The organism is Kordiimonas sp. UBA4487 (assembly GCF_002389025.1).
Taxonomy (GTDB): Bacteria; Pseudomonadota; Alphaproteobacteria; order Sphingomonadales; family Kordiimonadaceae; genus Kordiimonas; species Kordiimonas lacus.
On record NZ_DGNR01000012.1, the window covers coordinates 168,613 to 194,939 of the forward strand.

At 56.8% G+C, this 26,327-nt stretch carries 22 protein-coding genes; 17 read left to right on the forward strand and 5 right to left on the reverse strand.

Annotation, left to right across the window (positions count from 1 at the left end):
• From sdhA to B3Z17_RS10255, 3 genes are all read left to right on the forward strand, one after another.
• Complete coding sequence (gene sdhA, locus B3Z17_RS10245) at positions 1-1,788, forward strand: succinate dehydrogenase flavoprotein subunit (protein WP_286829719.1); 1,788 nt, start codon at positions 1-3, stop codon at positions 1,786-1,788.
• Positions 1,789-1,805: 17 nt separating this feature from the next.
• Positions 1,806-2,582: a succinate dehydrogenase iron-sulfur subunit gene (locus B3Z17_RS10250; protein WP_068304369.1), complete on the forward strand. Its 777-nt coding sequence runs from the start codon at positions 1,806-1,808 to the stop codon at positions 2,580-2,582.
• Positions 2,583-2,671: 89 nt separating this feature from the next.
• Positions 2,672-3,097, forward strand: coding sequence for a GFA family protein (locus tag B3Z17_RS10255; RefSeq protein WP_286829720.1), 426 nt, complete (start codon positions 2,672-2,674; stop codon positions 3,095-3,097).
• A gap of 37 nt (positions 3,098-3,134) precedes the next feature.
• Here B3Z17_RS10255 and B3Z17_RS10260 read toward each other — a convergent pair whose 3' ends face one another.
• The gene (locus B3Z17_RS10260; RefSeq protein WP_286829721.1) at positions 3,135-4,187 is read right to left on the reverse strand and encodes a hypothetical protein; all 1,053 of its coding nucleotides are present in this window, start codon (positions 4,185-4,187) and stop codon (positions 3,135-3,137) included.
• Positions 4,188-4,307: 120 nt separating this feature from the next.
• Between B3Z17_RS10260 and B3Z17_RS10265 the strand changes: the two genes are divergently transcribed.
• The 5 genes from B3Z17_RS10265 to B3Z17_RS10285 all read left to right on the forward strand — a co-directional run bounded on the left by B3Z17_RS10265 (position 4,308) and on the right by B3Z17_RS10285 (position 9,536).
• Positions 4,308-5,789, forward strand: coding sequence for a hypothetical protein (locus B3Z17_RS10265; protein ID WP_286829722.1), 1,482 nt, complete (start codon positions 4,308-4,310; stop codon positions 5,787-5,789).
• Positions 5,790-5,960: 171 nt separating this feature from the next.
• The gene (locus tag B3Z17_RS10270) at positions 5,961-6,560 is read left to right on the forward strand and encodes a hypothetical protein (protein ID WP_139167557.1); all 600 of its coding nucleotides are present in this window, start codon (positions 5,961-5,963) and stop codon (positions 6,558-6,560) included.
• Between the two features lie 186 nt (positions 6,561-6,746).
• Complete coding sequence (locus B3Z17_RS10275) at positions 6,747-7,397, forward strand: substrate-binding periplasmic protein (RefSeq protein WP_286829723.1); 651 nt, start codon at positions 6,747-6,749, stop codon at positions 7,395-7,397.
• Positions 7,394-8,116 (forward strand): substrate-binding periplasmic protein, encoded by a 723-nt coding sequence (locus B3Z17_RS10280; RefSeq protein WP_286829724.1) that lies wholly within the window; start codon positions 7,394-7,396, stop codon positions 8,114-8,116. The genes B3Z17_RS10275 and B3Z17_RS10280 overlap by 4 nt, the downstream gene beginning before the upstream one ends.
• An 85-nt stretch (positions 8,117-8,201) precedes the next feature.
• Positions 8,202-9,536, forward strand: a complete 1,335-nt coding sequence (locus B3Z17_RS10285) for a substrate-binding periplasmic protein (RefSeq protein WP_286829725.1) — start codon at positions 8,202-8,204, stop codon at positions 9,534-9,536.
• On the opposite strand, the gene B3Z17_RS10290 is transcribed toward B3Z17_RS10285, so the two are convergent.
• Positions 9,510-10,307: a tyrosine-protein phosphatase gene (locus B3Z17_RS10290; protein WP_286829726.1), complete on the reverse strand. Its 798-nt coding sequence runs from the start codon at positions 10,305-10,307 to the stop codon at positions 9,510-9,512. The two genes, B3Z17_RS10285 and B3Z17_RS10290, sit on opposite strands and share 27 nt — an antisense overlap.
• A 241-nt stretch (positions 10,308-10,548) precedes the next feature.
• Between B3Z17_RS10290 and zapE the strand changes: the two genes are divergently transcribed.
• The gene (zapE, locus tag B3Z17_RS10295) at positions 10,549-11,745 is read left to right on the forward strand and encodes a cell division protein ZapE (RefSeq protein ID WP_286829727.1); all 1,197 of its coding nucleotides are present in this window, start codon (positions 10,549-10,551) and stop codon (positions 11,743-11,745) included.
• Between the two features lie 4 nt (positions 11,746-11,749).
• Here zapE and B3Z17_RS10300 read toward each other — a convergent pair whose 3' ends face one another.
• A complete protein-coding gene (locus B3Z17_RS10300) occupies positions 11,750-12,298 on the reverse strand; it encodes an antibiotic biosynthesis monooxygenase (protein WP_286829728.1) in 549 nt (182 codons plus the stop codon).
• Between the two features lie 195 nt (positions 12,299-12,493).
• Here B3Z17_RS10300 and B3Z17_RS10305 point away from each other — a divergent pair, with 195 nt between their 5' ends.
• Complete coding sequence (locus B3Z17_RS10305; protein ID WP_286829729.1) at positions 12,494-12,865, forward strand: response regulator; 372 nt, start codon at positions 12,494-12,496, stop codon at positions 12,863-12,865.
• A gap of 7 nt (positions 12,866-12,872) precedes the next feature.
• Here the strand turns inward: B3Z17_RS10305 and B3Z17_RS10310 are convergent, their stop codons facing one another.
• A complete protein-coding gene (locus B3Z17_RS10310; protein WP_286829730.1) occupies positions 12,873-14,657 on the reverse strand; it encodes a hypothetical protein in 1,785 nt (594 codons plus the stop codon).
• A 270-nt stretch (positions 14,658-14,927) separates the two neighbouring features.
• Here B3Z17_RS10310 and B3Z17_RS10315 point away from each other — a divergent pair, with 270 nt between their 5' ends.
• Entirely contained in the window at positions 14,928-16,448 is a 1,521-nt protein-coding gene (locus B3Z17_RS10315) for a PAS domain-containing sensor histidine kinase (protein ID WP_286829731.1), read from the forward strand.
• Here B3Z17_RS10315 and B3Z17_RS10320 read toward each other — a convergent pair.
• Positions 16,445-17,158, reverse strand: a complete 714-nt coding sequence (locus B3Z17_RS10320; RefSeq protein WP_286829732.1) for a 2OG-Fe(II) oxygenase — start codon at positions 17,156-17,158, stop codon at positions 16,445-16,447. The two genes, B3Z17_RS10315 and B3Z17_RS10320, sit on opposite strands and share 4 nt — an antisense overlap.
• A 369-nt stretch (positions 17,159-17,527) precedes the next feature.
• On the opposite strand from B3Z17_RS10320, the gene mdh reads away from it, so the two are divergent.
• The 6 genes from mdh (at position 17,528) to lpdA (ending at position 26,293) form a co-directional block, all read left to right on the forward strand.
• Positions 17,528-18,490, forward strand: a complete 963-nt coding sequence (gene mdh / locus B3Z17_RS10325) for a malate dehydrogenase (RefSeq protein ID WP_068304326.1) — start codon at positions 17,528-17,530, stop codon at positions 18,488-18,490.
• Positions 18,491-18,531: 41 nt separating this feature from the next.
• Entirely contained in the window at positions 18,532-19,701 is a 1,170-nt protein-coding gene (gene sucC / locus B3Z17_RS10330; RefSeq protein ID WP_068304324.1) for an ADP-forming succinate--CoA ligase subunit beta, read from the forward strand.
• A complete protein-coding gene (gene sucD / locus B3Z17_RS10335; RefSeq protein ID WP_286829733.1) occupies positions 19,701-20,576 on the forward strand; it encodes a succinate--CoA ligase subunit alpha in 876 nt (291 codons plus the stop codon). Before sucC ends, sucD begins: the two co-directional genes overlap by 1 nt.
• Before the next feature lie 57 nt (positions 20,577-20,633).
• A complete protein-coding gene (locus B3Z17_RS10340) occupies positions 20,634-23,528 on the forward strand; it encodes a 2-oxoglutarate dehydrogenase E1 component (RefSeq protein WP_286829734.1) in 2,895 nt (964 codons plus the stop codon).
• Between the two features lie 21 nt (positions 23,529-23,549).
• Positions 23,550-24,812: a 2-oxoglutarate dehydrogenase complex dihydrolipoyllysine-residue succinyltransferase gene (gene odhB / locus B3Z17_RS10345; RefSeq protein ID WP_068304316.1), complete on the forward strand. Its 1,263-nt coding sequence runs from the start codon at positions 23,550-23,552 to the stop codon at positions 24,810-24,812.
• A gap of 74 nt (positions 24,813-24,886) precedes the next feature.
• Positions 24,887-26,293: a dihydrolipoyl dehydrogenase gene (gene lpdA / locus B3Z17_RS10350; protein ID WP_068304313.1), complete on the forward strand. Its 1,407-nt coding sequence runs from the start codon at positions 24,887-24,889 to the stop codon at positions 26,291-26,293.
• Positions 26,294-26,327: the final 34 nt, after the last annotated feature.

Genomic DNA, 26,327 nt, shown 5'->3' on the forward strand with positions numbered 1-26,327 from the left:
ATGACGGGCGCATATCCCATTATAACACATACCTATGATGCCGTTGTTGTTGGCGCCGGGGGCTCTGGCCTTCGCGCAACCATGGGCCTCGCGGAAGCGGGCCTCAAGACAGCCTGTATCACCAAGGTATTCCCGACCCGCTCGCACACTGTTGCGGCGCAGGGCGGTATCGCAGCATCCCTTGGCAACATGGGGCCGGACAGCTGGCAGTGGCACATGTATGACACCGTCAAGGGCTCCGACTGGCTCGGTGACCAGGATGCGATTGAATATATGGTGCGTGAAGCACCGGCTGCCGTCTATGAGCTGGAGCACTATGGTGTGCCGTTCAGCCGGACGGAAGAAGGCAAGATCTACCAGCGCGCGTTCGGCGGCATGACCACCGAATTCGGCGAAGGCCCGCCAGCACAGCGCACCTGCGCCGCCGCTGACCGGACAGGTCACGCCATGCTGCACGGCCTTTACCAGCAGTCGCTGAAGTATGACAGCGACTTCTATATCGAATATTTCGCCATCGACCTGATCATGGAAAAGGGTGAGTGTCGCGGCGTGATTGCGATGAATATGGAAGACGGCTCCATCCACGCGTTCCGGTCCCAATCTGTGGTGCTGGCAACGGGCGGTTACGGCCGGGCCTACTTCTCCTGCACATCCGCCCATACCTGCACCGGTGACGGCGGCGGCATGGCGCTTCGGGCAGGCATCGGCCTGCAGGACCTTGAGTTCGTTCAGTTCCACCCAACCGGCATTTACGGCGCGGGCGTTCTGATTACTGAAGGCGCACGCGGCGAAGGTGGTATCCTGATCAATAGTGAAGGCGAGCGTTTCATGGAACGCTATGCGCCATCCGCGAAGGACCTGGCGTCCCGCGACGTGGTATCGCGCTCCATCTCGAACGAGATCCGTGAAGGCCGCGGCGTTGGCCCGGAAGGCGACCATATGTTCCTGCACCTGGATCACCTTGATCCGGCAATCCTGGCGGAACGTCTGCCGGGTATTTCCGAATCCGCGAAGGTATTCGCCGGCGTTGACGTGACCAAGGAACCAATTCCGATCATTCCAACCGTGCACTACAACATGGGCGGTATTCCGACCAACTATCATGGTGAAGTGATCAACCCGACGAAGAAAGACCCTGACGCCGTTGTGCCAGGTCTGTTTGCGGTGGGTGAGGCCGCGTGCGTATCCGTTCACGGTGCGAACCGCCTTGGGTCCAACTCGCTTATTGACCTTGTGGTATTTGGCCGCGCGACGGCGCACCGGATTGCTGAAACCAGCAAGGCGGGTGCCACTCAGGCGCCGCTGCCGAAGGGCTATGAAGAGATGGCCATTGGCCGTCTTGACGCTGCCCGTCACGCCAACGGTTCAACATCTACGGCGGATATGCGCCTGAAGATGCAGAAGACCATGCAGAACAACTGTGCGGTATTCCGGACAGAGGAAGTCCTGGCCGAAGGCGTGAAACTGATCGACGATGTCGCGTCGGGCTTCGACGACCTGAAGACCAACGACCGTTCGCTCGTGTGGAACAGTGACCTCATCGAGACGCTCGAGCTTCAGAACCTGATCGGCCAGGCAGTCCTGACCATGCACGGTGCTGCAGCGCGGAAAGAAAGCCGCGGTGCCCACATGCATGAGGACTATCCGGACCGGGACGACAATAACTGGATGAAACACACCGTGGGTTGGTTTGACGGCAAGAAGGTCACGCTGGGCGAACGCCCTGTACATGAGTACACGCTGACCAAGGAAGTCGAATATATCAAACCTAAAGCTCGGGTTTATTAAGGGAAGGGAGACGACAAATGGCTGAATTTTCACTTCCCAAAAACTCCCGCGTTGGCAAGGGTAAAACCGTCAAGGCGGATGGGGCATCCAACACCCGGGCATTCCACGTGTACCGCTGGAACCCGGATGACGGTGAAAACCCGCGCATGGACACATTCGAAGTGGACATGGACAACTGCGGCCCGATGGTCCTCGACGCTCTGATCAAGATCAAGAACGAGATGGACAGCACGGTCACCTTCCGCCGGTCCTGCCGTGAAGGCGTTTGTGGCTCCTGCGCCATGAACATCAACGGCAAGAACGGCCTGGCCTGTACCACTGCAATTGACGATGCCAAGGGCGATGTGGCGATCACGCCGCTGCCGCACCAGGAAGTGGTGAAGGATCTGGTACCAGACCTTTCCAATTTCTATGCGCAATATGCGTCGATCAAGCCGTGGATGCAGACGCAGTCGACGACGCCAGAGAAAGAGCGCCTGCAGTCTCATGAAGACCGCGCCAAGCTCGATGGCCTCTATGAATGTATCCTGTGTGCTTGTTGCTCCACATCCTGCCCAAGTTATTGGTGGAACGGCGACAAGTATTTGGGCCCAGCGATCCTTCTGCAGGCCTACCGCTGGCTGATCGACAGCCGCGATGAAGCCACCGGCGACCGCCTCGATCACCTCGAGGACCCGTTCCGGCTTTATCGCTGCCACACCATCATGAACTGTGCAAATGCCTGTCCGAAAGGGTTGAACCCGGCGAAAGCGATTGCAGAGATCAAGAAAATGATGGTCGAGCGCAAAGGCTAGAAATCGCGAAACCGATATATCTAAAGGCCGGGTTTTCCCCGGCCTTTTTTATTGTATGCTGTCAGCACCGATTTTGATGGGGGTACAAGATGACAGATCCAGTTGATATTTCGGGCCAATGCCTGTGCGGTGCAGTGAGCTTCAAGGCACAAACGGCTTCAAAACACTTCGGTGTATGCCACTGCGGCATGTGTCGCCGGTGGGGCAGCGGTCCCTTCATGGAAATCGAGTGCGGGACCAGTGTCTGTTTTGAAGGCGAGGAGCATATCAAGGTCTATAGCTCTTCCGAATGGGGAGAGCGTGGGTTTTGCCGCGAATGCGGCTCCAACCTTTTCTACCGCATCAAGGAAAACGGCAGCACCGGGGTCGCGGCAGGGCTGGTTGATGACATGACCGGCTTCACCATGATCGCCCAGGTCTGCATTGATGACAAACCAGACTTTTACAGTTTTAGTGAGAAGACCCGCGAACTAACATGCCAGCAGATGTTCGATCTGTTTGCTCCGAAACCCTAGCGGTGCAACCGGGGCAATGCCCCGGTTTACTATTGGTTCAGATCACGGCCCAGGCCACCAGTGCGCCGTTATAGCTGGTGTATAGCCCATACGTGCGATAGATCACGCCGCCCCAGTCGCCCTGCACACTCACTGGCAGGTCTGCGTTCTGAACGGGGTCAGACACGTTCCTCACGAACCCGAACTCGATGCCTTTCTCATGGCACACCTTGCCAAGCACAGCGTCGTCCATCTCCACCACGGCCTTGTCGGCAAACGGCGAGTTTTTGGCGTCTGTCGCCACGACAAATGTGGCGGTGGTCACAAGCGGCTGCTTGTTGGGTGTCATGTCATACACCTTCACCGTATCGTCACCAAAGCACAGGCCATTGGCGTCCAGTGTGCTCAGGTCGTATTTGCCGTCCTCAAAAGCACTGGCCAGGCTTTCGAGGTCACTCTTTGTGGTCGGAATGGGGAACAGGCTTTGCGTGAAGTCGGCCTTCGCGAGGAAGCTGTCGTCCGCTGTCCAGTCACAGTAATAGGTGGCCCATTTGGAGGGGGCGGTTGGATAGTCGGTGTCATAAAGCTGGCCGCTCGAGACCACACGCACTGTGCCTTCATGGTCATGAAGCTCGGCGCCGCCAGCCGTGCCGATGGACAGCAGCAGCGACGCGCCTGTAGCGTCCAGCAGTTGGCTGGTCATCTGCTCCAGATAGCTCTGGCCCGGCCAGTCCAGGTGGGTGTTTGATTTGAATAGCAGCACTTTCTTGCCGCGCACTTCCACCAAGCGGTATTCGCCCCAGTAATCCCAATATTGCGGCCACTTGCCTGACGGCATGTCCCAGTCATACCGGTACCAACCGTCCCACTTGCTGGTATTGCGGGCGCTGTAGGGCATGGGAGTGCTGCTTTCCACAAACACCTGCTCTAGGGCGGCCCATTCGGCTTCCGCCCATGTGAGGATCACCACATCGGCCGCCGGCAGCGTGCCTGCCTCGCATGAGAGTTGTTTGGGGGCTTCGCCACCAAATTTTGACCAGGGCACAGCTGGCAGGTCAGGCAGGGATAACGTGGGCTCGGAACCGGTCTTGGCGTGACGGGTGGTGGCCATGGTCTGTCTCCTCAAAATGACATTTACAACCATATGATGGCGTTTTTCGAGATAAATCAATACCAGGAATTGTGTTTATCATTTATATAGGTTGTATTGGACAACTTTGGAAAGGGGAGCATGATGCGATATTTCAGGAAAGGCTTGGGGCTGGGCATCGGCGCGCTGGCGCTGTTGGCGCCAACTGGTGGTACCACCGTTGCGGACGATCACAGCAAGGTCGCGGAACGGTATGAGGGATTGAATATCCCAAGCAAGCTGGGGCAACAGTTTCCGGATTTCGGGCGCATGCTCGCCCCCGGTGAATATGACGGCCGGGTATTCCGCCTGAGCCAGGATTATCCGCGCAAAGAGCCGAATATGAAGAAGGACAAGGCGGTCCAGAAAATCCTGAAAATCGATTTCAAGGAAGACTGGTACTCATACGCCATGGCCGTGCGGGACTATGTATTCGAAGGCAATGCCCATGCGGATGACATTGAGAACAGCTTCAACCTTGAAGATAACAAGGTGCGCAACTGGTATCATATCCCCTGGCAGCATTACGGGGTGAATGGCCGCGAAGGTTTTCATGGCCTGACAAAAGAGGGACCGATCCTCAAGCAGATGCTGGCGCCCGAGCAGGTAACCCCCAGCTTTGCCTATGCCGTTGGTTTCTATAATGAGCCAGGCGGTTACACTATCGGGCAGGTGTGGCCGACACCCGCCTATCCTGACCTCTCTTACATGAAGGCCGGCAAGGGGTTTCCGGTTGGCACAATTGTGGGCAAGGTGCTGTTCACCACGCTGGACGCCGATGAAGTGCCGTATCTGGTCGATCCCATCAGTTGGAAAGGCTACATCTATAATACGGACATTCCAGGCAGCACGGGCAAGCAGTGCGGCGAAAACCTGCCGGAATGCCAGTCGGTCACCACGGTCAATCTGATCCAGATGGATATCATGGTGCGTGACCCCCGCGCGGACGATACCGGTGGCTGGGTGTTTGGTACCTTCATCTATAATGGCACGCTTGGGAACGACAACAAGTGGGACAATATGATCCCTGTTGGCCTCATGTGGGGCAATGACCCAGAGTATCGCGAAAGCTCCAACAACCCGACACCCACCAAAACCATCATCAACCCGGTGCTGAAGGAAACGGTGATCAACCAGCGCATGGTCGACGGCAAGCCGGAACTTCCCGCAAGCCACCTTGGTTGGGGCGGGCGCCTGAACGGGCCGGTGGACAACCCGAATTCAAGCTGTATGTCGTGTCATTCCACATCGCAGTATCCAACGATCTCGGCGATTATGCCGTTTCTGAATGAACCGCAGGTGTCTGTGCCGCCGGTGGGCACAGAAGCGCCGGATGACTGGATGATGTGGTTCCGCAACGTGAAATGCACCACGCCGTTCAACGCGGGCGAGGCCATTTCGCTGGATTATAGCCTGCAGCTGTCGCAGGGCATCAACAACTATATGCAATCGCTGGTGACCCGCGAAGATGGCTTGTTCTCCTACGAATATTGGTACAACAGCACCAATGACGGCAACCAGCCGGGGCAGGACGATACCCCGAACGAGAAGAAGGTGTACCCAGTGTTGCGCGGCGCCAAATAACAGTTGCGCGCAGACACCCAAATAACCGGGAACGGGCCTCACCTTGTGGGGCCCGTTTTTCATGAGAAGGCGGAATTGAGCCACTTTCATCTATATTGGCACGCTCGCACCTGCTATCCTGACTGTTCTGCTAAGCAGAAATGTGGGGACTTCAGCTGGCTAGAGAGACATATGCTAATCAGAATTGGATCCAAGATCGGGGCCGCGCGTATGGCGGCCAGGTTCGGTGCGACACATGCCGTGCGCATTGGGCCGACCGCCATGGGCGCCTTGAAGTTCTGGCGCCTTCCTGCCGAAAACATCCTGCTCTTGGATATCGAAAGCAACAAACGGGTGAACCCGAAGCATATTTCGACGCTGCTTGATTTTGTCTATTCGCTGCCGGCGGACGCCCGGCTTTTCATCCACTGTGCGTCCGGCATGACACGGTCTGCCGCTGCCGCGATTATCACAGCCTGTGCACTCGAGCCCGACAAAAGCCCGGCGCAGCATTTGGCTGCCATGCTTGAGGCAAGTCCGCGTATTGTGCCGCAGCGCCGTATGCTGGAAATTGCCGATGATCTTCTGGGCCTGGATGGGGCGCTCAAGAAGGCAGGTGATGACGACTGGAACAGCCGTCTTGAAAACCTTGAGCCGTTTGAGGTTAGGCCTACAGTTAAGGTGGCTGGTCGGCGCATACAGCGGCCCTCCCGGCTGGTCGGCAGATTGAAGCGATTGCTGCATCTGGCAACCAACGCGTCCGTGCCCCGCCAGGATGTCTGCGACCGCTGAATGGGCGTGTCGGGGCCCGAGAGGTAGCCAGGATAGGTTGCGGGGTGACGGTTTTCGATCAAGTCGATAAAATCTTCACTTTTGGGCAAGGACTTGTGGTGCACTATGGGTCCAAGAGGAAAAGGTAATCAGGGGCATTCGTTGAAAGGCGCCATTGCAATCACTGCTGGGATAATGCTGGTCACGATGACTTGCGCTGCATTTTGTGACGACGAGCCGGTGCGCGCAGGGCGTACGAATACAAGCGGGCTGGCCCCTGTGTGGGAAGCCATTGTGGCAGAGGCAGGCATCGATGTTGTTTATGTTAATCTGCCACCCAAGCGTAAGCGCCGGTCTTTTGTAGAGGGGTATCTGACACTGGATTGCTGCCACCCCAAAATTTATCGGGACACCCCCGAAGAACAGATGACTCACCTGTTCTCCGACCCCATCTACTATGCCAGGGCGCACTATGTGTTCCGCAAGGGCGAAGTGGTGCCAATTGAAACAGGGGAAGACCTGCGCCCCTTCAGGGTGGCTGGTATCCGGGGCTTTGACTATCGCTGGCAGGACTATTTCGGTGTTCGTCTGGATGGCCGCGACCATACGGATGTCCTCAACCTGGTGGTAAAGAACCGTGCCGATATTGGCATCATCACAGGCCTTCAGTTTCGTATAGAACAAGCCACCAATCCGCAGCTACTTGAGCTTGGCGGCGTCAGCGCCGAGGGGGCGCTGCTTGCAAGTGTGCATGTCTCCCGGCCCGACTTGCTGCCGCGCCTGAATGCTGCCATCGCCGCCATGAAAGCAGACGGCCGGTTGAATATGCTGTTGCTTCTAAAGGAGCGCGGCGAATGAATTTCCGGCGCATGCTTCACAGCGCCGTTTGGTGCGCGCTGGTCCTTTGGGGTGACCTATATGGGGCAGCGCCGGTCCAGGCAGAAGGTGAACCGATCCGTGCCAGTCGCTTGGAAGCCAGCGTGTTCCGTGATGTATGGCACGCTATCTTGGAGGAATCCGCGATCCCGGTGGAGCTGGTTGAAGTTCCGGGTCATGAAGACCGGCGCCGCCGTTTCGTAACCGGGGAACTGGTGCTTGACTGTTGCTCGATCAAGCAGTGGCGCGATAGCGAAGAAGAAATCGCTGTTCAGCTGTGGAGCCGGCCGGTGTTTTATACAGTAGATCACCTGGTGCTGCAGGACGGCCGTAAATATGATTTGCCTGACCCCACAGATCTGAGAGCCTTCAAGGTCGCGGTTGTGCGCGGCTTCAGTTATCAGGGCGACGATTTGTTCGGGCGCACGGTGGTATTAGCGACGATTGAACAGGTGATGGACGCTGTAGCAAGCGGCGAGGCGGACCTGACGATTGTCAACAGCCAGGAGTTCAGGCGATTACAGAAGCTCAAGCGCCGTCCACTCCAGTTAGGACCGGAGCATAATGAATTGGTGCTGCGGGCGCGGGTGCATCAAAGCCGCCCGGACCTGTTGGCGCAAATCAACGAGGCGATCAAACGCCTGCAGTCATCCGGGCGGATCGCGACGCTGACCGGCGCGCGGTTGCGGTCTGGAAACTAGGGGCGAAGGAGATGCGGTGGTGATCAGTTCTGCATGTGCTCAAGGAGCCAGGAGGTGTCTGACAACAAGGATGTGGCGCTTTTTTATGGCCTTTTGCCTGGTCAGCGCCGTGGGCCTGCCATCTTTCGCCAATGAGGAAGTGAAGGCTGGCCAAAGCGACTCGATCGAATTCGACAGGGTCTGGTCTGCCATCCTGACCGAAGCCGGGCTCGAGGCGGAAATCATCAGTGCGCCCCATGAGCGCAAGCGTGAAATGTTTATCAAGGGCGACATCGTTCTGGATTGCTGCGCGATTCCCGAGTGGCGGCAGCGGCCGGCGGAACAGGCAACACAGCTGTTTTCGGATGTCTTTTTCCAGTCTGCCGAACATTATGTTTTCCGGCGCGGTCACGCGGTCGACCCTGTTGAAAACGCGGCCAAGCTGCGGTTCGTCAAGGTGAAGGGCTTTGTCTATGACCTGAAGGCCCAGTTCGGGACGGTGATTGAAGTTCACGATATCGAGGAGGTACTGGACCATGTCGCCTCAGGCGAGGCGGACATCGCCATCGTCAACAGGCAGGACTATGAGCGCCGCCTGCGGTTGAAGCCAAGACCCCTTGAGCTTGGCCCAGTGCATACGGTCGCAGACCTTCGCGTGCGGGTTCACAAGTCGCGTGCGGACCTTCTGCCTGCCCTTAATGAAGCAATTGCGACGCTCAGGACCAAGGGGCGCGTTGCGGATATCCTGAAGGAGACTGACGCGGAAAAGGCCGGTCGGGGCGAATATGTCGGCGTTTTAATGGTGGGCCGCAGCGATACCATGGGTACGCAGCGCATGTGGCGCGAAATTCTGGCTGAAACCGGGGTCAAAGCGGTGTTTGTGAACGCGCCCCAGGCCCGTAAACGCCGCATGTTTGCAAGTGGGCGCATCTTGCTGGATTGCTGTGCCGCGCCGATCTGGCGCACGCGGGACGAGGAGGTCGCCGTCCAAAGCTGGAGTGATGTATTCTACACCTCGCGTGAGATCTGGGTATTCCGAAAAGGCGAGACCTTCCCGGTTGCAACAGCAGAGGACCGCGGAAAACTCAGGGTCGCTGCTGTTCAGGGATTCGATTTTCACGATCAGGAAAGCTTTGGTATTCGGGTGCCAGGCCAGGATATCGACGATACGTTACGTCTGTTGGCTGCAGGGCGCGCGGATGCGGCGATCCTAGGTGCATTGGATTATGACGTGCGGATTGGCGCCAATTCCACCCTATTTGAACAAGGGCCAGTGCGGGTCGAGGTCGGATTGAGTGTGAGGGCGCACAAGAACGTTGTGCATTTGCTGCCTCAGATCAACGCCGCAATCGCGCGCCTGAGAGAAAGTGGTCGCATCAAGGAGATTATCCGGGAAGTGGCGGCCGAAAGCGGCTCACCCTTCAAGAAACAGGTCCCTTAGCCGGGCTTGACGCATAGGTGTCAGGCCAAGCGTGTCTTCAAGATAGGCATCCACTGACCCGGTAGCCCGCTCAATGCTGGCATAGGCGGCGTCCAGGAACGCGGGCTCAACACCCACAAGCGGATGAACGTCATCGGGTGCGATCGCACGCCCCGCCTTTTCAGACAGGCGCTCCGCAATCATGGCGCTGGTGGCCGGGAGGTCTACGGCATCGTTTGTCATCAAAAAGTCTGCTGTAATATCAGGCTCCGACGCGCCAAGGGCCCGCATCAGCAGGGCACCCGCGATGCCCGTGCGGTCCTTGCCAGCGGTGCAGTGAAACAGCACTCTATCATCGGGCTTGCCTTCAAGAATGATATCGAAAAACCGCTTCAGGCCGTCCGCGTTGGCGACCGGGATGGTCTCGAACGCCAGGATGAACTGATCCCGCAGTTCCTTCGCCGGGAACGGGCTGGTGGACAGGCGCTCATAGAGGTCCTGCACCCAGGCGGCTGCATTGCCGCCAATGGGGGTGGCGTGATAGGCCGGTGCCCAGCCATCCGGCCAACCCACTGGGTGGCGCTTTTTCTCCACGTCAGAGCGGAAATCGATCACGGTGGTGATGCCATATGCGGGGGCCCCGGTCTCTGGGGTTCCGGTGAACTCGGCCCAGTGGCCAGACCGATACAGTTTGTCCCAGCGCATGGTGCGCCCGTCGGCCACTTTGTAGCCGCCCATGTCGCGGAAGTTTTTCACGCCGGGCATGGGGATGATACGGGGCGGTGTGGGCATTAATCGGTCCTAACAGTTGCGGTGTCGAAACGGGTTGTTCAGCTGCGGCGCCCTTTTTGGGCTGCGCGCCTGTACCCTGTTGAATAAGGCGAAGTCGGCCAAGGTCAAGCGAAAGCCCTGTTTGGGTAGCCTCACGAGCAAAGCCATAAAAGCGGCAAGCGGCTGGATTGGTATTTTGGCTTGAGGAATTTCCCTGCCATGCTAGGGAGAAAGGAACACCATCCACGGGCTGGAGACTTTTGTGGCCACAACCGAGACCCCGCTTGAAGCTTACCGCCGCCTGGAAAGCGAGGGCGAAGTACGCGCAGACGATGATCAACTGCGGGTGCTGAAGCATTTCGACCGGCTTTACCAGGATCTGCTGGATTACCCGGAAGTGGCGACGAAATCCCGCAGCCTGTCGATCAAAAGCTGGCGGCTCTCCACCCTGTTCAAGTGGGGCAATAATGAAAAGGGTGTGCCGAAGGGGCTGTATGTCTATGGCGGCGTGGGGCGCGGCAAGTCCATGCTGATGGACCTTTTCTATGAACTGGCGCCGGTGAAAGCCAAAAAGCGCGTGCACTTCCACGAGTTCATGCTGGATATTCATGCGCGGCTCAAGGAATGGCGCGGTATGTCAGCCAAGGAACGCGCCGCACGCGGTGGCCGGGTGGTGGGCGATGACCCGATCCCCCCGGTGGCCCGCCAGATCGCCATGGAAGCAACGCTGCTGTGTTTTGATGAAATGCAGGTGACAGACATTGCCGATGCCATGGTGCTGGGGCGGCTCTATAAGGAGCTACTGGAGCGCGGTGTGGTGATTGTGGCCACATCCAACCGGGTGCCCGACGACCTCTACAAAGGCGGGCTCAACAGGCAGCTGTTCCTGCCGTTTATCGAGATGATCAAAAGCCAGTTCGAGGTGGTGCCGCTGGATGGCCCCACCGACTATCGCTATGACCGCCTTAAAGGTGTGGATACTTATTACACACCCATTGATGAGGTATCGACAGCCAAGCTGTCAGAAGCCTTCTTTCGCCTGACCGACCGCGATGTTGAGAACCGCGACAAGGTGCCGTCTGACGAACTGACCGTTCAGGGTCGCAAGCTTTTCGTGCCCAAGGCCGCGCGCGGCGTGGCGGTGTTCAGCTTCAAGCGGCTGTGCGCCAACGCGCTCGGCTCAGCCGACTATCTGGCGATCGCGCGGGCCTACCATACGGTGATCATGGTGGCGATCCCGCAGATGGGGCCGGAAAACCGAAATGAAGCCAAGCGGTTTGTGACCTTCATCGACGCGCTCTATGAGCACGGCGTGAAATTCCTGTGCTCTGCTGCCGTCCCGCCCGCTGACCTTTATGAAGCGGGCGACGGCCATTTCGAGTTCGAACGCACGGTCTCACGCCTGATGGAAATGCAGTCGGAAGACTATCTGCACCGCGGGCACGGCAAGGTGGCATAGGGCGTCACTTCCTCAGCCACGGCCTGAACAGGCGGATGAGGATAGGCATGATGATATAGACCATTGAGGGCGTGATGATCGCGAGCGATGCCAGCGTGGCCAGCAGCGGTTGGGTAGTGATGTAGGCCTCCACGAACCCCGGGACCAAATAGACCGGCGCGATCAGGCCCAGGAACGTGACGACTGCCATCTTTTCCCGTGACGGCGGTTTGCCCCCATCGCCCGGTGGGAACATGAACTCCAGGCTGCGGTAGCGGCTGATGCGCGGCGGGGCGGCGCAAAAAGCCTCTGCATCTTTAAGAAGCGCCTGCCGTAAATCCGATTTCATCCAGGCTTCCAGATTGCCATAGCTGTCAAATCGAAAAATGCTGATGAATATGCCTTCTTCGTCTTCCGGCCGGATGACCTCCGTTCCCAGATAGCCCGGGAAGGTGCGGCACGCGGCGCGAATGTCGGCGGACCATGCCTCGAACAGTTTCTCTGAGCCCAGCTTGACATGGTGCTGGACGATGGTGGTGACAGTCCCGGTATCGGCAGTGATTGGCGTCGGCATGATTCTGTCCTCTGTCTGCGGTCCAGATGTCTGGACCCATACAGACTATAAGCCTGCCCTTTGGGGCGTCGATGAAAATCACGCCCTGAAATCAGCGGTTTGGTCGCCTTTTAATATATATTAGTTGCTGACGAGGTGATAGTTTGCCCTTATTAATTGAGTGCGCGCAAGTTGGCGGCGATAAAGAGGCGTTTTATGACCCTGAATATTTGTCTGATTGAAGATGATCCAACTATTCGCAAGGCCTTGTCGAAGGTGCTTGAGCGGGAAGGTCATTTTGTCGCCGTTTGCAGCAATGGCCGCGAGGGCCTCAATATTGCGTCAAGCCGCCGGTTTGATTTGGTGATCACTGATATCATCATGCCGGAGGTGGAAGGTATCGAGGTGATCCAGAAGCTGCGCCAGCATCAACCTGACTTGCGGATCATTGCCATGTCTGGGGGCGGCCGTGTGGGCAACACAGATTTTCTGGAAATCGCCAAATCAATTGGCGCGCATGAAGTACTCTATAAGCCGGTGACCCGTACCGAGGTGATGCAGGCAATCGAACGCTGTATGGCACAGTAAGGCCGCGTTAGCTGGACATGCGCCGGCTGTATATGCTTCCAAGCTCGAACGGTAAAATTCCCCAGGGGAAATCAAGCGGTGTGCCGATTGCAGTGCCGCCGATATAGCGCACGCCTGAACCGACGGCGCTGGCCGCCAGGCTTGTGTGGTCCACCCCGCTGACGAAAGTGACCATGCCCGAGCGTTCTGCCTGAATCACCAACCTGTCCAGCTCCTGGAACTTGCTGGCTTCCGTTCCGGCAAGGTCTGGCAGGTGATAGCCGATGGCGTAAACACCGCCGGCCTTAAGGTCTGAGTGGCCCTGGAACTGGCGAGGCAGGCGCACAAGGATGGCGCGACAGAAGGGTTTCAGGTACCCAACATTTTCCAGGATGCGGGATGCCCAGGTATTGTCGGCCACGTCTGTGATTTCGATAATCAGCAGCTGGCGTTCGGCATTACTAAGGCGTCTGAACATATCCCCCAGCACGGAGCGTGTTTTGGGGTTCTGCAAGATGGAATGACGAATGGTGATGCCGAACGTACAGACAATGTCGGACGCGGCCGCTTCCTTGATGTCCAGAAGCGCCTTCTGGGCGGTGATGATATCCAGTCGCTCATACATATAGTTTGGGCAATTGGCCGGCAGCATTGTTCTGAGCTCTCGCGTTACACCGCCCACGGTCAGCGCGACACTGCAGCGATAGGTGTTCACCACATTCAGCTTCACATCCCATACAGGGAAATATTGAAAGCTTGCATCTTCCCCGAATTCGGACAGCAGTTCAGGGTGGCTGGGGAACATTTCCACTTCGTCTGGATCAAGGTCAACGATATTGGCGTTGGCAATCATGCTTTCCTTGATGCAGGCACCATTTTTCAGCGTGGTGATCTCCGCGCTGGTGTCTTTCATGTCTTCCTGCACCTGGTGTAGCTGGCCATTAAGTTGGGCAGACATCTGCTGCAGCGATTCAAGGAACTGCTGCGCCTGGCTTTCAGGGGACAGTTGGAACTGGCCGGTGTTGATTTTCTCGAGATATTCCTGAGAGGTGAAAAAGGCGTAGTTCAGTTGATCCTGCAGTGATTCCAGGACGGCTTCGAAATCTTTCATGTCGCCTGTTTGCCCCAATTCGCCGACAGACTGGGCGATCTTGTCCAGAAGCGCCTGGATCTGGTCCATCATGGCGGTCTCGTCAGGCGTGCCGGGTGCTTCTGCCTCAAAGCCTTCGGCCTTGATGGTTTGCATGTTGTGGCGGGTCGGCGTGGCAAGCGACTCGATGGACCCCAGGAGGTTCGAGACGTTACCGCCGCTACCCGTAAGCTGTTCAGACTCAATAGCCGCGGCAGTCGATTCGAGCTCGAACCCTTCAAGAAGGGCGTCGGTCCCGAAGATGCGCTGGATAATCAGCTTGGAGATATGGGCCAGTTTTTTTGAGGCTTCCTGTTCATCCAGTTCGTCGAAGGCGATGACGTAGTTCAGGTCCTTGTAGTTGAACATTTCGTCATTTGGGCCCAGGTGGTCCTGGATGATTTTTTCCACGTTCATCTGGATCGTGGATTTCAACCGGGGCCACTTTTCGCCGACTTTTACCTTGATCTTTGCAGTGTTGAGGACATGCAGATTCCCTGCGACCACCAGCTCACGCTGTTGGGCCAGGTTTTTGATGGCGTCCTCGAAATTCTGTTCAGGAGAGGTGTCCACCACCTTGCGTGGCTTACGGTGATGCGCGTTACGGGTCAGAGTCTCGGTTGTCTCGAAAAAGCTGCCGAATAGCTTTTGTATCATTTCTGCTGGTTTGGCGAACTGACTCAAAGTGACCCCCTTTCAAATCTTGATGCCATAATCTCTACAATCAGGAAGTGATTTCCTGTCCGTTTTGGCTGAAACAAGAGCAGCGTCAGTTACTTGTTTCATTCGATCTGCCTGAAGTGTCTGGTAAGAACTATCTTAGTCGATAGGTTCCAGACATTTGGTTAACCATAAGATTGAATTATATTTATTTAGATATCGTTAAGGTGGTATTACTATAGTCACAAGCGTGAATTCTTGCGGCCATACAGGCTGTTGCTGGGGAAATGCCCGATGCGTTATGACGCTACTCAAAAATACCATGAATTTCTCAAGGCGATCACGCAGCATTCTGCGGATGGCATCATGGCATTTTCTGAAAGTGGGACGATTATTCTCGCCAATGCCGCTGTCAGCAGCATACTGGGCTACGACAATGGCGAAATGGAAGGGCTGAACATCCAGTGTATTCTGGGAAGCGACCATGTCGATGGCCCAACGCTCTGTCGGCTGTTCGACCAGTTCGAGCCGGATGGCGATCATATGCCGCCACTGACGCTTAAGGCGTGCCAGAAAGGCGGCGGTGAAATCCCGATTGAGATAGCCGTTGGGAACGCCGTCCTGACAGACGGCGAAAAGGTCTATGTCGCCAGTTGTCGGGATATCACCGAACGCCTGCAGATTGAAGGGCAGCTCAAGAGTCAGGCGGAAGTGATCCGCCAGATGAGCGACGGCATGATTGTTTCGGATAGTAACTTCCAGATCACGGAATGTAATCACGCCATTGCAAAGATGCTGGGGGTCAAATCAAGTGAGCTGCTCGGCAGGGCTGTCTATGATTTTATCCAGCTTGAAACGCCTGACCTGATCGATCGCGAGGAAATAAGGCAGATCGCGATGGCGGAAGGGCGCTGGAACGGCATTGTCGATTTCATCAATGTCAGGGGTGAAAAGATCAAGGCCGATGTGGCTGTGTTCCCAATCAATGCGGCCTTTGGCGAAGCTACGGTCTTTGCGTCTGTCATCCGGGATGTGACAGAGAGGGTTGAGGCAGAGGAGCGGATCAACCAAACCCAGAAGATCGAGGCACTTGGGCGTCTGGCGGGCGGCGTGGCCCACGACATCAATAATCTTCTGTTTCCGATTTTCCTGAATCTAGAAGCAGCTCTTGGCGATCTGCAAGGCCGGGAAGACCTGGGCGGTGTGTGTGAGGACCTGAAGGATTCGATGGAGGCCTGCCTCAAGATCAAGACCATGGTTCAGAACATCCTGATGTTTTCGCGCAAAAACTCGATGGATTTGCAGCAGATTGATGTCAGCGAAGAGACCCGGGAAGCGTGGAAACTGGCAAAGCTGATTGTACCGAGTTCTGTGGAATGCTCTGTCGAGATAGAGCCTGAATGTGGCCTGTTCCAGGGCAATTCGGTTCAGTTCAGTCAGATCATGCTGAATCTGGTGTCGAATGCTGTCAGTGCACTTGATAACGGTATCGGGCGCCTTGAGGTGCGTCTGAAGCCTGTGAATGGAGGCACCATTCCGGGGCCGAAATATTATAAACTGCGCCAGGATGAGGCGGTTGAACTATCGATCCGGGATACGGGCTGCGGTATATCCAGCACCCATGTCGACAAGATATTCGACCCGTTCTATACCACCAAGGGGGTTGGGGAAGGTACGGGGCTTGGACTGACTGAGGTGGCCGGGATTGTCAAATCGCTCAATGGGGCGATCGACGTCTCCACCTGTCCAGGGGAAGGCACTGAATTCAAGATCTACCTTCCGGTCACGCGGCAGAAGGCTGTCCAGAACGCCTAGCGTTTCACCCAGCCAAGGAAGCTGGTGCGCCGGTCGCCGGCAAAGGGCGCCACCACCGTTACGGCGTGGGGCTTGGGTACCAGGAAGATATTCAGCGTGTTGAAGGTGGGCTTGAAGCCGCCTTCGATGTTTTCGTCATCATCGAAAAACACCAGGTTGCCGCCCCAGTCGGCCTTCCAGTCTTTGGTCATGGAAATCACATAGGCCGCGACCCGGTCGTCGGTGGCGTGGGTGTCATCATGGCGGGTCAGGAAGTTTCCGGCGACATACTGGCTGGCGAAGCTGTCGATATAGCGCACCTTGGGCTCGCGGGTGAGCGTGCGCATGAATTCGAGAACCGGTTCTGAATTGACGAAGTCATGCATGAAATGCAGGGGGTGGCCGCTTTCGCGCCCATTCTGCACAGCGTCAGAAATATAATATTGCTGGAAGAAATACTGGAACCCCTCGCGCGCACCCTTCTGGATGATCTGCCAGAATTTTTGCTGCTGCGCGGGATTGAGAGCCGCGATCTCAGCCTGTGGCACTTCATAGAAGTTTTCGCCTTCATTATAGGCGGTGAACCATGTTGGGTTGGCGCGTAGTAACGTATACAACTCTTCGGCCACATCATCAGGAAAGAAGTTCGGCACCTGCAGGCGCCCTTCTTTTTGAAGGACTTCGCCCAAAGCTGCCGGGTCGTGACGCGCGTCAATTCTGACATCAACCATGGTTGTCGGTTTCCAATATTGAATTCATCCCCTCCCTCCCTTAGCGGGAGAAATTTCTGTTGGCAATATGGTGCGCTTATTCGTCACAAACAGAGACTCGGGCGGTGCGGGCGCGCAAGATTGTTAAAGATGTGTAAAAAAAGGGTAGTAGCTATGACCACAGCGCATGGCTGGTCATTGAAAAAGGACCACCAATGGGTCCAAAAACTCAATAATGTAACGATTCATAAAGATATAGTGTGGAAGGTTGACCGTAAATGGCTTGTCTGAGCAGGGTAAACGCGCTAGTTACCTCCCAGAATATTCTTTGTTTTTCAGTATGTGGTTACTCTCTAGTGGCCCCCAAAAAAAATTGGCTGGAGCATTCTCATGGCACGTAAAAAAATTGCATTGATCGGCAGTGGCCAGATCGGTGGCACCCTTGCACATCTCGCAGCGCTCAAGGAAATGGGCGATGTGGTTCTTTTTGATATCGCGGAAGGTCTCCCACAGGGTAAAGCCCTTGATCTCGCACAAAGCGCTCCGGTTGAAGGCTATAACGCCTCCCTGAAAGGCGCGAACGATTATGCTGATATCGCAGGCGCCGATGTCGTTATTGTGACAGCCGGTGTGCCGCGTAAGCCTGGCATGAGCCGCGATGACCTACTGGGCATCAACCTGAAGGTAATGAAATCAGTTGGTGAAGGCATTGGCAAATACGCGCCCAATGCCTTTGTTATTTGTATCACCAACCCGCTGGACGCCATGGTTTGGGCGCTGCAGAAATTCTCCGGCCTGCCAACCAACATGGTTTGCGGTATGGCTGGCGTACTGGACAGCAGCCGCTTCCGCACCTTCCTGGCTGAAGAATTCAACGTATCTGTTCAGGACGTGACAGCCTTCGTGCTGGGCGGCCACGGCGACACGATGGTGCCGCTGACCCGCTATTCCGCGGTTGCCGGTATCCCGGTTCCTGACCTCATCAAGATGGGTTGGTCCACGCAGGAGAAAATCGACCAGATCGTTCAGCGCACCCGTGACGGCGGCGCGGAGATCGTTGGCCTGCTGAAAACCGGTTCCGCTTTCTATGCGCCTGCAACAAGCGCGATCGAAATGGCGGAAAGCTACCTCAAAGACAAGCGCCGCCTGCTGCCGGTTGCTGCATACCTCACGGGCGAATATGGCCTCAATGACATGTATGTTGGCGTACCGGTGCTGATCGGCGAGAACGGCGTGGAAAAAGTAGTGGAGATCGAACTGCAGGGCGAAGAAAAGTCCGGCTTCGATCACTCCGTAGATGCAGTGAAGGGTCTGATGGAAGCTTGCATCAACATCGACCCATCGCTCGGCTAACAAGCTGAAACTCTAGAAGCCCCCAAGGAGCTCTTGGACAGATGAATATCCATGAATATCAGGCGAAAGGCCTGCTGAAGAAATATGGCGCTCCCGTCCTTGAAGGCGGTGTTGCCTACACGGCGTCGGAAGCTGTCGACGCAGCGAAAAAACTTGGCGGCCCTGTTTGGGTTGTCAAAGCGCAAATTCACGCTGGTGGCCGCGGTAAAGCGGGCGGCGTGAAGGTTGTTAAATCGCTGGACGATGTAGAAGCCGTTGCCAAGGAACTGATCGGCAAAACGCTTGTAACGCACCAGACTGGCCCAGAGGGCAAAGAGGTGAAGCGCGTTTATGTTGAAGACGGTTGCGCCATCAAAAGCGAATTCTATCTTTCCATGCTCCTTGACCGGGCCTCCGGCAAGCTTGCCATCATGGCGTCCACAGAAGGCGGCATGGATATCGAGGAAGTGGCCGAAAGCACGCCAGAGAAAATCGTGACCATCACGATCGATCCGGCAACCGGCCTGCAGCCTTTCCACTGCCGCAAGGTGGCCTTTGGCCTGAACCTTGAGGGCGCAGCTGCGAAAGAATGCATGAAAGTTGTTAGCTCGCTTTACGCGGCTTACACCGATCTCGATGCGTCGCTTCTGGAAGTGAACCCACTGGTTCTGACCGAAGACGACAAGATGATCGTCCTCGACGCCAAGATGTCCTTCGACGGCAACGCCCTGTTCCGCCATGCGGACGTGCGCGAGCTTCGGGACGAAAGCGAAGAAGACCCCAAAGAGATCGAAGCTTCCAAATACGAGCTGAACTACATCAGCCTCGATGGCTCCATCGGCTGCATGGTGAACGGCGCTGGCCTTGCCATGGCCACCATGGACATCATCAAGCTGAAGGGCGGCGAGCCTGCCAACTTCCTGGACGTTGGCGGCGGGGCTACCAAAGAGCGTGTAACCGAAGCCTTCAAGATCATTCTGTCGGATGACAATGTCGAAGGCATCCTCGTGAACATCTTCGGCGGCATCATGCGCTGTGATGTGATCGCGGAAGGTGTTGTGGCGGCAGCCCGTGAAGTGGCGCTCAGCGTTCCACTGGTGGTCCGTCTGGAAGGCACCAACGTAGAACTTGGCAAGCAGATCATGGCTGATAGTGGCCTGCCAATTATTTCTGCCGACGATTTGAATGACGCAGCCGAGAAGATTGTTAAAGCTGTGAAGGAGGCCGCGTAATGTCTGTACTCGTAGGTAAAGACACTAAAGTTATCTGTCAGGGCTTCACTGGTGCCCAGGGCACGTTCCACTCAGAGCAAGCGATTGCTTACGGCACCAACATGGTTGGTGGTGTAACGCCAGGTAAAGGTGGCATGAAGCACCTGGATCTGCCTGTTTTCAACACGGTTGGTGATGCGCGTGAAGCAACAGATGCCAACGCTTCTGTAATTTACGTACCACCTCCGTTCGCGGCGGATTCGATCCTCGAAGCGATTGATGCCGAAATCGAGCTGGTTATCTGTATCACCGAAGGTATTCCGGTCCTGGACATGGTTCGCGTCAAGCGCGCTCTCAAGAACTCCAAGACCCGCCTTGTGGGCCCGAACTGCCCAGGCGTGATCACGCCGGGTCAGTGCAAGATCGGCATCATGCCTGGTCACATCCACAAGCCTGGCAATGTTGGCATCGTATCCCGCTCGGGTACACTGACGTATGAAGCTGTTGCACAAACAACGGCTGCAGGCCTTGGCCAAAGCACCTGTATCGGTATTGGTGGTGACCCGGTTAACGGCACCAACTTCATCGACTGCCTGGACCTGTTCCTGCAGGACGACGACACGCACTCGATCATCATGATCGGTGAGATCGGCGGCTCTGCGGAAGAAGAGGCGGCCGAGTTCCTGAAGCACAGCAAGGTGAAGAAGCCTGTTGCAGGCTTTATTGCTGGTCGTACCGCGCCTCCAGGCCGCACGATGGGCCACGCTGGCGCTATCGTTTCTGGTGGTCAGGGCGGTGCCGAGGACAAGATCGAAGCCATGAAGTCGGCTGGTATCGTTGTGTCCGACAGCCCGGCTGCGCTTGGTACAACGCTTCTGAAAGCAATCAACGGTTAACCGTTAAAAGAGGGGGCGCGGCCAAAGCGCCGCGCCATTTTGCCCATGGGTGCAGATATGGACCGCATCGCCGCCTTGGAAGGTGTCAGCCCACAGTTTGTGGAATCGCTCTACGAACGATATGCCGCTGACCCATCTTCTGTTGATGAAGGCTGGCAAACTTATTTCGACGCACTTGAATCCGGTGTGTCCAGCTCGGGGCCAAGCTGGGCCCGCAAGGACTGGCCGCTTCGCCCAAGCGATGACCTGACGACGGGCCTTGACGGTTCCGACATGTTCATCGAGGACGTCGGCAAGCCTGCGCCTGCGGGCGCCAAGCTGAGCCAGGAAGACATTCGGGCCGCGACGATTGACAGTATCCGTGCACTGATGATGGTGCGCACCTACCGGGTGCGTGGCCACCTTATGGCCAACCTGGACCCACTGGGCCTTGAAGAACGTCCGCTTCACCCGGAACTGGAGCCGTCCACCTACGGTTTCGGCCCTGGCGACATGGACCGCCCGATCTTCATGGACGGTGTGCTTGGCCTTGAAGTTGGCACCATCCGCGAGATCCTTGAAATTCTGCGCCGCACCTATTGCAGCAACCTGGGCGTTGAGTTCATGCATATCAACGACCCGGAAGAGAAGGCCTGGATTCAGCGCCAGATCGAAGGGCGTGACAAGGAAATCCAGTTCACCGACCGCGGCAAGATCGCGATCCTGAACAAGCTGATCGAATCGGTTCAGTTTGAACGTTTCCTTGGTAAGAAATACACCGGTACCAAGCGCTTCGGCCTTGATGGCGGCGAAAGCATGGTGCCGGCCCTTGAAGCCGTGATGAAAACCGGTGGCCAGTACGGCCTGGACGAGATCGTCATCGGTATGCCGCACCGCGGTCGCCTCAATGTGCTTGCGAATGTGATGGCAAAACCTTACCGCGCCATCTTCAACGAATTCCACGGGGGCTCCTTCAAGCCTGATGACGTGCAGGGTTCGGGTGACGTGAAATATCACCTGGGAACTTCCGCCGACCGTGAATTCGACGGCAACAAGGTCCACCTGTCGCTGAACGCCAACCCATCGCACCTTGAGGCTGTGAACCCGGTTGTGATCGGCAAAACCCGCGCCAAGCAGGAACAGAAGAAAGACACCAAGCGTCACACCACGCTGTCGCTTCTGCTGCATGGTGACGCGGCTTTTGCAGGCCAGGGTATCGTGGCGGAGTGCTTCGGCATGTCCGGCCTGCGTGGCTACAACACCGGCGGTACGGTCCACTTCATTGTGAATAACCAGATCGGCTTCACCACCAGCCCGCAGTTTGCGCGCTCCAGCCCGTATCCATCGGACGTGGCCAAAATGGTGCAGGCGCCGATCTTCCATGTGAATGGCGATGATCCTGAAGCGGTAACCTACGCTGCCAAGATCGCGACCGAATTCCGCCAGACCTTCAAGCGCGATGTGGTGATCGACATGATCTGCTACCGCCGCTTCGGTCACAACGAATCTGACGAGCCGGCCTTTACCCAGCCGCTGATGTATGCCGCGATCAAGAAACACCCAAGCGTGGTCAAGATCTATGCGGACCGTCTGATCGAAGAAGGCGTGATTACGGCCGAGAAGTTCGAGCAGATGGAAAATGAATTCATCAGCTATCTTGAGGACGAGTTTGAAGCGGCCAAAGAATACCGCGTCAACAAGGCCGACTGGTTCGAAGGCAAATGGGAAGGCCTTGGCCTTGCCGACAAGGACCACGAAAAACGCCGCGCCGAAACTGGCGTGTCCGAGATCATGTTGCGCGAAGTGGGCGAACAGATCACCAGCTACCCGGAGAAGTTCAATATTCACCGGACGCTCAAGCGGGTCCTGGACGCCAAACACAAGATGTTCGAGGACGGCGAGGGCTTTGACTGGGCAACAGCGGAAGCGCTGGCGTTCGGCACGCTTCTGCGTGAAGGTTACGGTGTGCGCCTGTCTGGCCAGGACTGTGGCCGCGGCACTTTCAGCCAGCGTCACGCCGTGTTCGTGGACCAGAAAACCGAAGACCGCTACGTGCCGCTTCAGGAAGTCAACCCTGAAGCAGACTTCACGGTGCTCGACAGCCACCTGTCAGAGTTCGGTGTGATGGGCTTCGAGTATGGCTACTCCATGGCGGAACCAAACAGCCTGACCCTGTGGGAAGGCCAGTTCGGCGACTTCGCCAACGGTGCCCAGATCATCATCGACCAGTTTATCTGTTCGGCTGAAGCCAAGTGGCTTCGGATGTCCGGCCTGGTGCTTCTGCTGCCGCACGGCTATGAAGGTCAGGGGCCTGAGCACTCGTCCGCCCGGCTTGAGCGCTATCTGCAGTCTTCTGCCGAGGACAACTGGCAAGTGGCCAACTGCACCACGCCTGCGAACTATTTCCACATTCTGCGGCGCCAGATGCACCGTTCTTTCCGGAAGCCGCTGGTGATGATGACACCGAAATCGCTTCTGCGGCACAAGCGCTGTACCTCGGCGCTTGAGGACTTCGGCCCAGGTTCCCAGTTCCACCGTGTTCTGTGGGACCATGCAGAAAACGAGGCTGGTGGTTCGATCAAGCTGAAGGCGGATGACAAGATCAAGCGCGTCGTGCTGTGTTCAGGCAAGGTTTACTATGACCTCCTGGACGAACGCGACAAGCGCGAGCTGGACGACACATACCTGTTGCGTGTCGAACAGCTCTATCCATTCCCGGCTTCGGCAATCGGTAAGGAAATGAAACGCTTCAAGAATGTCGAGACAGTCGTCTGGTGTCAGGAAGAGCCCCGCAACATGGGGGCCTGGTCCTATATCCACGAACTGCTCGAAGACTTGTTCACAGACATCAAACTGCCCGTGACGCGCCCGGTTTACGCTGGTCGCGCGGCGAGCGCTGCAACCGCCACCGGTCTTGCGTCCAAGCACGCGGCCGAGCAGGAAGCGCTCATCGATCAGGCACTCACGGTTTAATCAGGGTAGGAGCCCCGAAACATGGCAATCGAAGATATTGTTATCCCACAAATGGGTGAATCGGTCGCGGAAGGCACGATTGGTACCTGGCTGAAAAAGGTTGGCGACGCTGTAGCCGCTGATGAGCCGATTGTGGAAGTTGAAACCGACAAGGTCGCAATGGAAGTGCCAAGCCCCGTGGCTGGTGTGCTGGTTGAGATCGTGGCCGAAGAAGGCCAGGATGTCGAAATCGGCGCCCTGATCGCGAAAGTGGATACCGAAGGCAAGGCGTCTTCCGGTGGTTCGGGCGACAGCAAACCTGCCGCCAAGAAGGAAGAGGCCGCAGCCCCCGCTGCCAAGAAAGAGGAAGCAGCACCAGCGCCTTCCCCTGCACCGGCAAGCCAGGGCGCACCAGCCAAAGACCTGATGCCGATGTCGCCTGCTGTGCGCCGCATCGTGCAGGACTATAACCTGGACCCAAGCTCCATCACCGGTACCGGCAAAGACGGTCGGCTGACCAAAGGCGATGTGATGTCTGCGATCGAGTCCGGCTCGGCCCGCACGCTTGACGTTCTGCCAGCGTCTGCGGCTGCCGCACCTGCCGGCCCACGCGAAGAACGCGTGAAGATGACGCGGCTCCGCAAGAAGATCGCCGAACGCCTCAAGGATGCCCAGAACACAGCGGCCATGCTGACCACTTATAATGAAGTGGACATGTCTGCTGTGATGGCGGCGCGGAACAAATACAAAGACCTGTTCGCGCGCAAGCACAACATCAAGCTTGGTTTCATGAGTTTCTTCACCAAGGCCTGCTGCCTGGCGCTGAAGGAAATCCCTGCTGTGAACGCGCAGATTGAAGGTGACGAGATCGTCTACCACAATTTCGCGAACATCGGCGTCGCGGTTTCCAGCCCGAACGGCCTGGTAGTTCCAGTGCTGAAGGACGCGCAGAACATGTCCTTCGCCGACACTGAGCTGTCCATTGCCAACTTCGGCAAGAAGGCGCGCGACGGCAAGCTGACCATTGACGACATGCAGGGCGGCACCTTCACCATTTCAAACGGCGGTATCTTCGGCTCGCTGATGTCCAGCCCGATCCTGAACGCGCCGCAGTCCGGTATCCTGGGCATGCATAAAATTCAGGAGCGTCCGGTTGTTGAAAACGGCCAGGTTGTGATCCGCCCGATGATGTATCTGGCGCTTTCCTATGATCACCGCATCATTGATGGCCGCGAAGCTGTGACCTTCCTGGTCCGTGTGAAGGAAGCGCTTGAAGATCCAACCCGCCTGCTCTTGGACATGTAAGCCAGCCGGGATTGTGACGAGTTACATGGGTGGGGCCGAAATCCCACCCATCTTTATGACAAGAGGGACATAATATGTCTGACGCATTTGACGTTGTTGTAATTGGTTCTGGCCCTGGTGGCTATGTGGCTGCGATCCGTGCGGCACAGCTTGGGCTCAAGACAGCTTGTGTGGAAAAACGTGAAACGCTTGGCGGTACGTGCCTGAACGTGGGCTGCATGCCGTCCAAGGCGCTGCTCCACAGTTCGCACCTGTATCATGAAGCAGGGCACGATTTTGAAGCCATGGGCCTCAGCGTGAAGGGCCTGGATTTCGACATCAAGAAGGTGATGGAATCCAAGCAGAAGATCGTGGACGGCTTGACCGGTGGCATCGAATTCCTGTTCAAGAAGAACAAGGTTGAATGGATCAAGGGCACAGGCCACTTCAAATCCAAGGATACGCTGACGGTTGACCTGAATGACGGCGGCACGCGCGAGGTAAAGGCGAAGAATTTCATCATCGCCACCGGTTCTGACGTTGCCAGCCTGCCGGGCATTGAGATTGACGAAGAAAAGATCGTGTCCTCCACTGGCGCCCTGAGCCTGCCGAAGGTGCCGAAGCACCTGGTGGTCATCGGCGGCGGTGTCATCGGGCTTGAGCTTGGCTCTGTCTGGAAGCGCTTCGGCTCTGACGTGACGGTTGTTGAGTTCATGGATCAGGTTCTGCCGGGCATGGACATGGAAGTCCGCAAAACCTTCGGTCGTAGCCTCAAGAAACAGGGCATGAAGCTGAACCTGTCGGCCAAAGTGACAGCGGTTGAAAAAACCAAGAAGGGCGTCAATGTAACGTTCGAGCCGGTCAAGGGTGGCGACGCCCAGACGATTGAAGCCGACGTGGTGCTGGTGTCCGTTGGGCGCCGACCCTACACCAGCGGCCTTGGCCTTGAAGCCATTGGCGTTGAGATGGACGACCGCTCGCGCATCAAAACAAGCCATGATTTTTCAACCAACGTTCCAGGCATTTGGGCCATTGGCGATGTGATCGAAGGCCCGATGCTGGCGCACAAGGCCGAAGACGAGGGTGTGGCTGTTGCCGAAAATATCGCGGGGCTCAATGGCTATGTGAACCATGATGTGATCCCGGGTGTGGTTTATACCTTCCCTGAGGTGGCATCTGTGGGCAAAACAGAAGAAGAACTGAAGGACGCGGGCGTCGCCTATACGGCCGGCAAGTTCCCCTTCTCCGCCAACAGCCGCGCGAAAGCCAACCTGCAGACGGAAGGCTTCGTGAAGATCCTGGCAGACAAGAAAACTGACCGCGTGCTGGGTGTTCACATCATTGGTGCTGATGCCGGCAACATGATCGCACAAGCCGCCACGGCCATGGAATTCGGTGCAAGCGCGGAAGATATCGCGCTGACGTGCCACGCACACCCGACCGAGACGGAAGCCATGAAAGAGGCCGCCCTGGCGGTTCATGGTCGCCCGATCCATATGTAAGAAAGATCGCCCGCAAGCGATGGAAAAGCCCGGC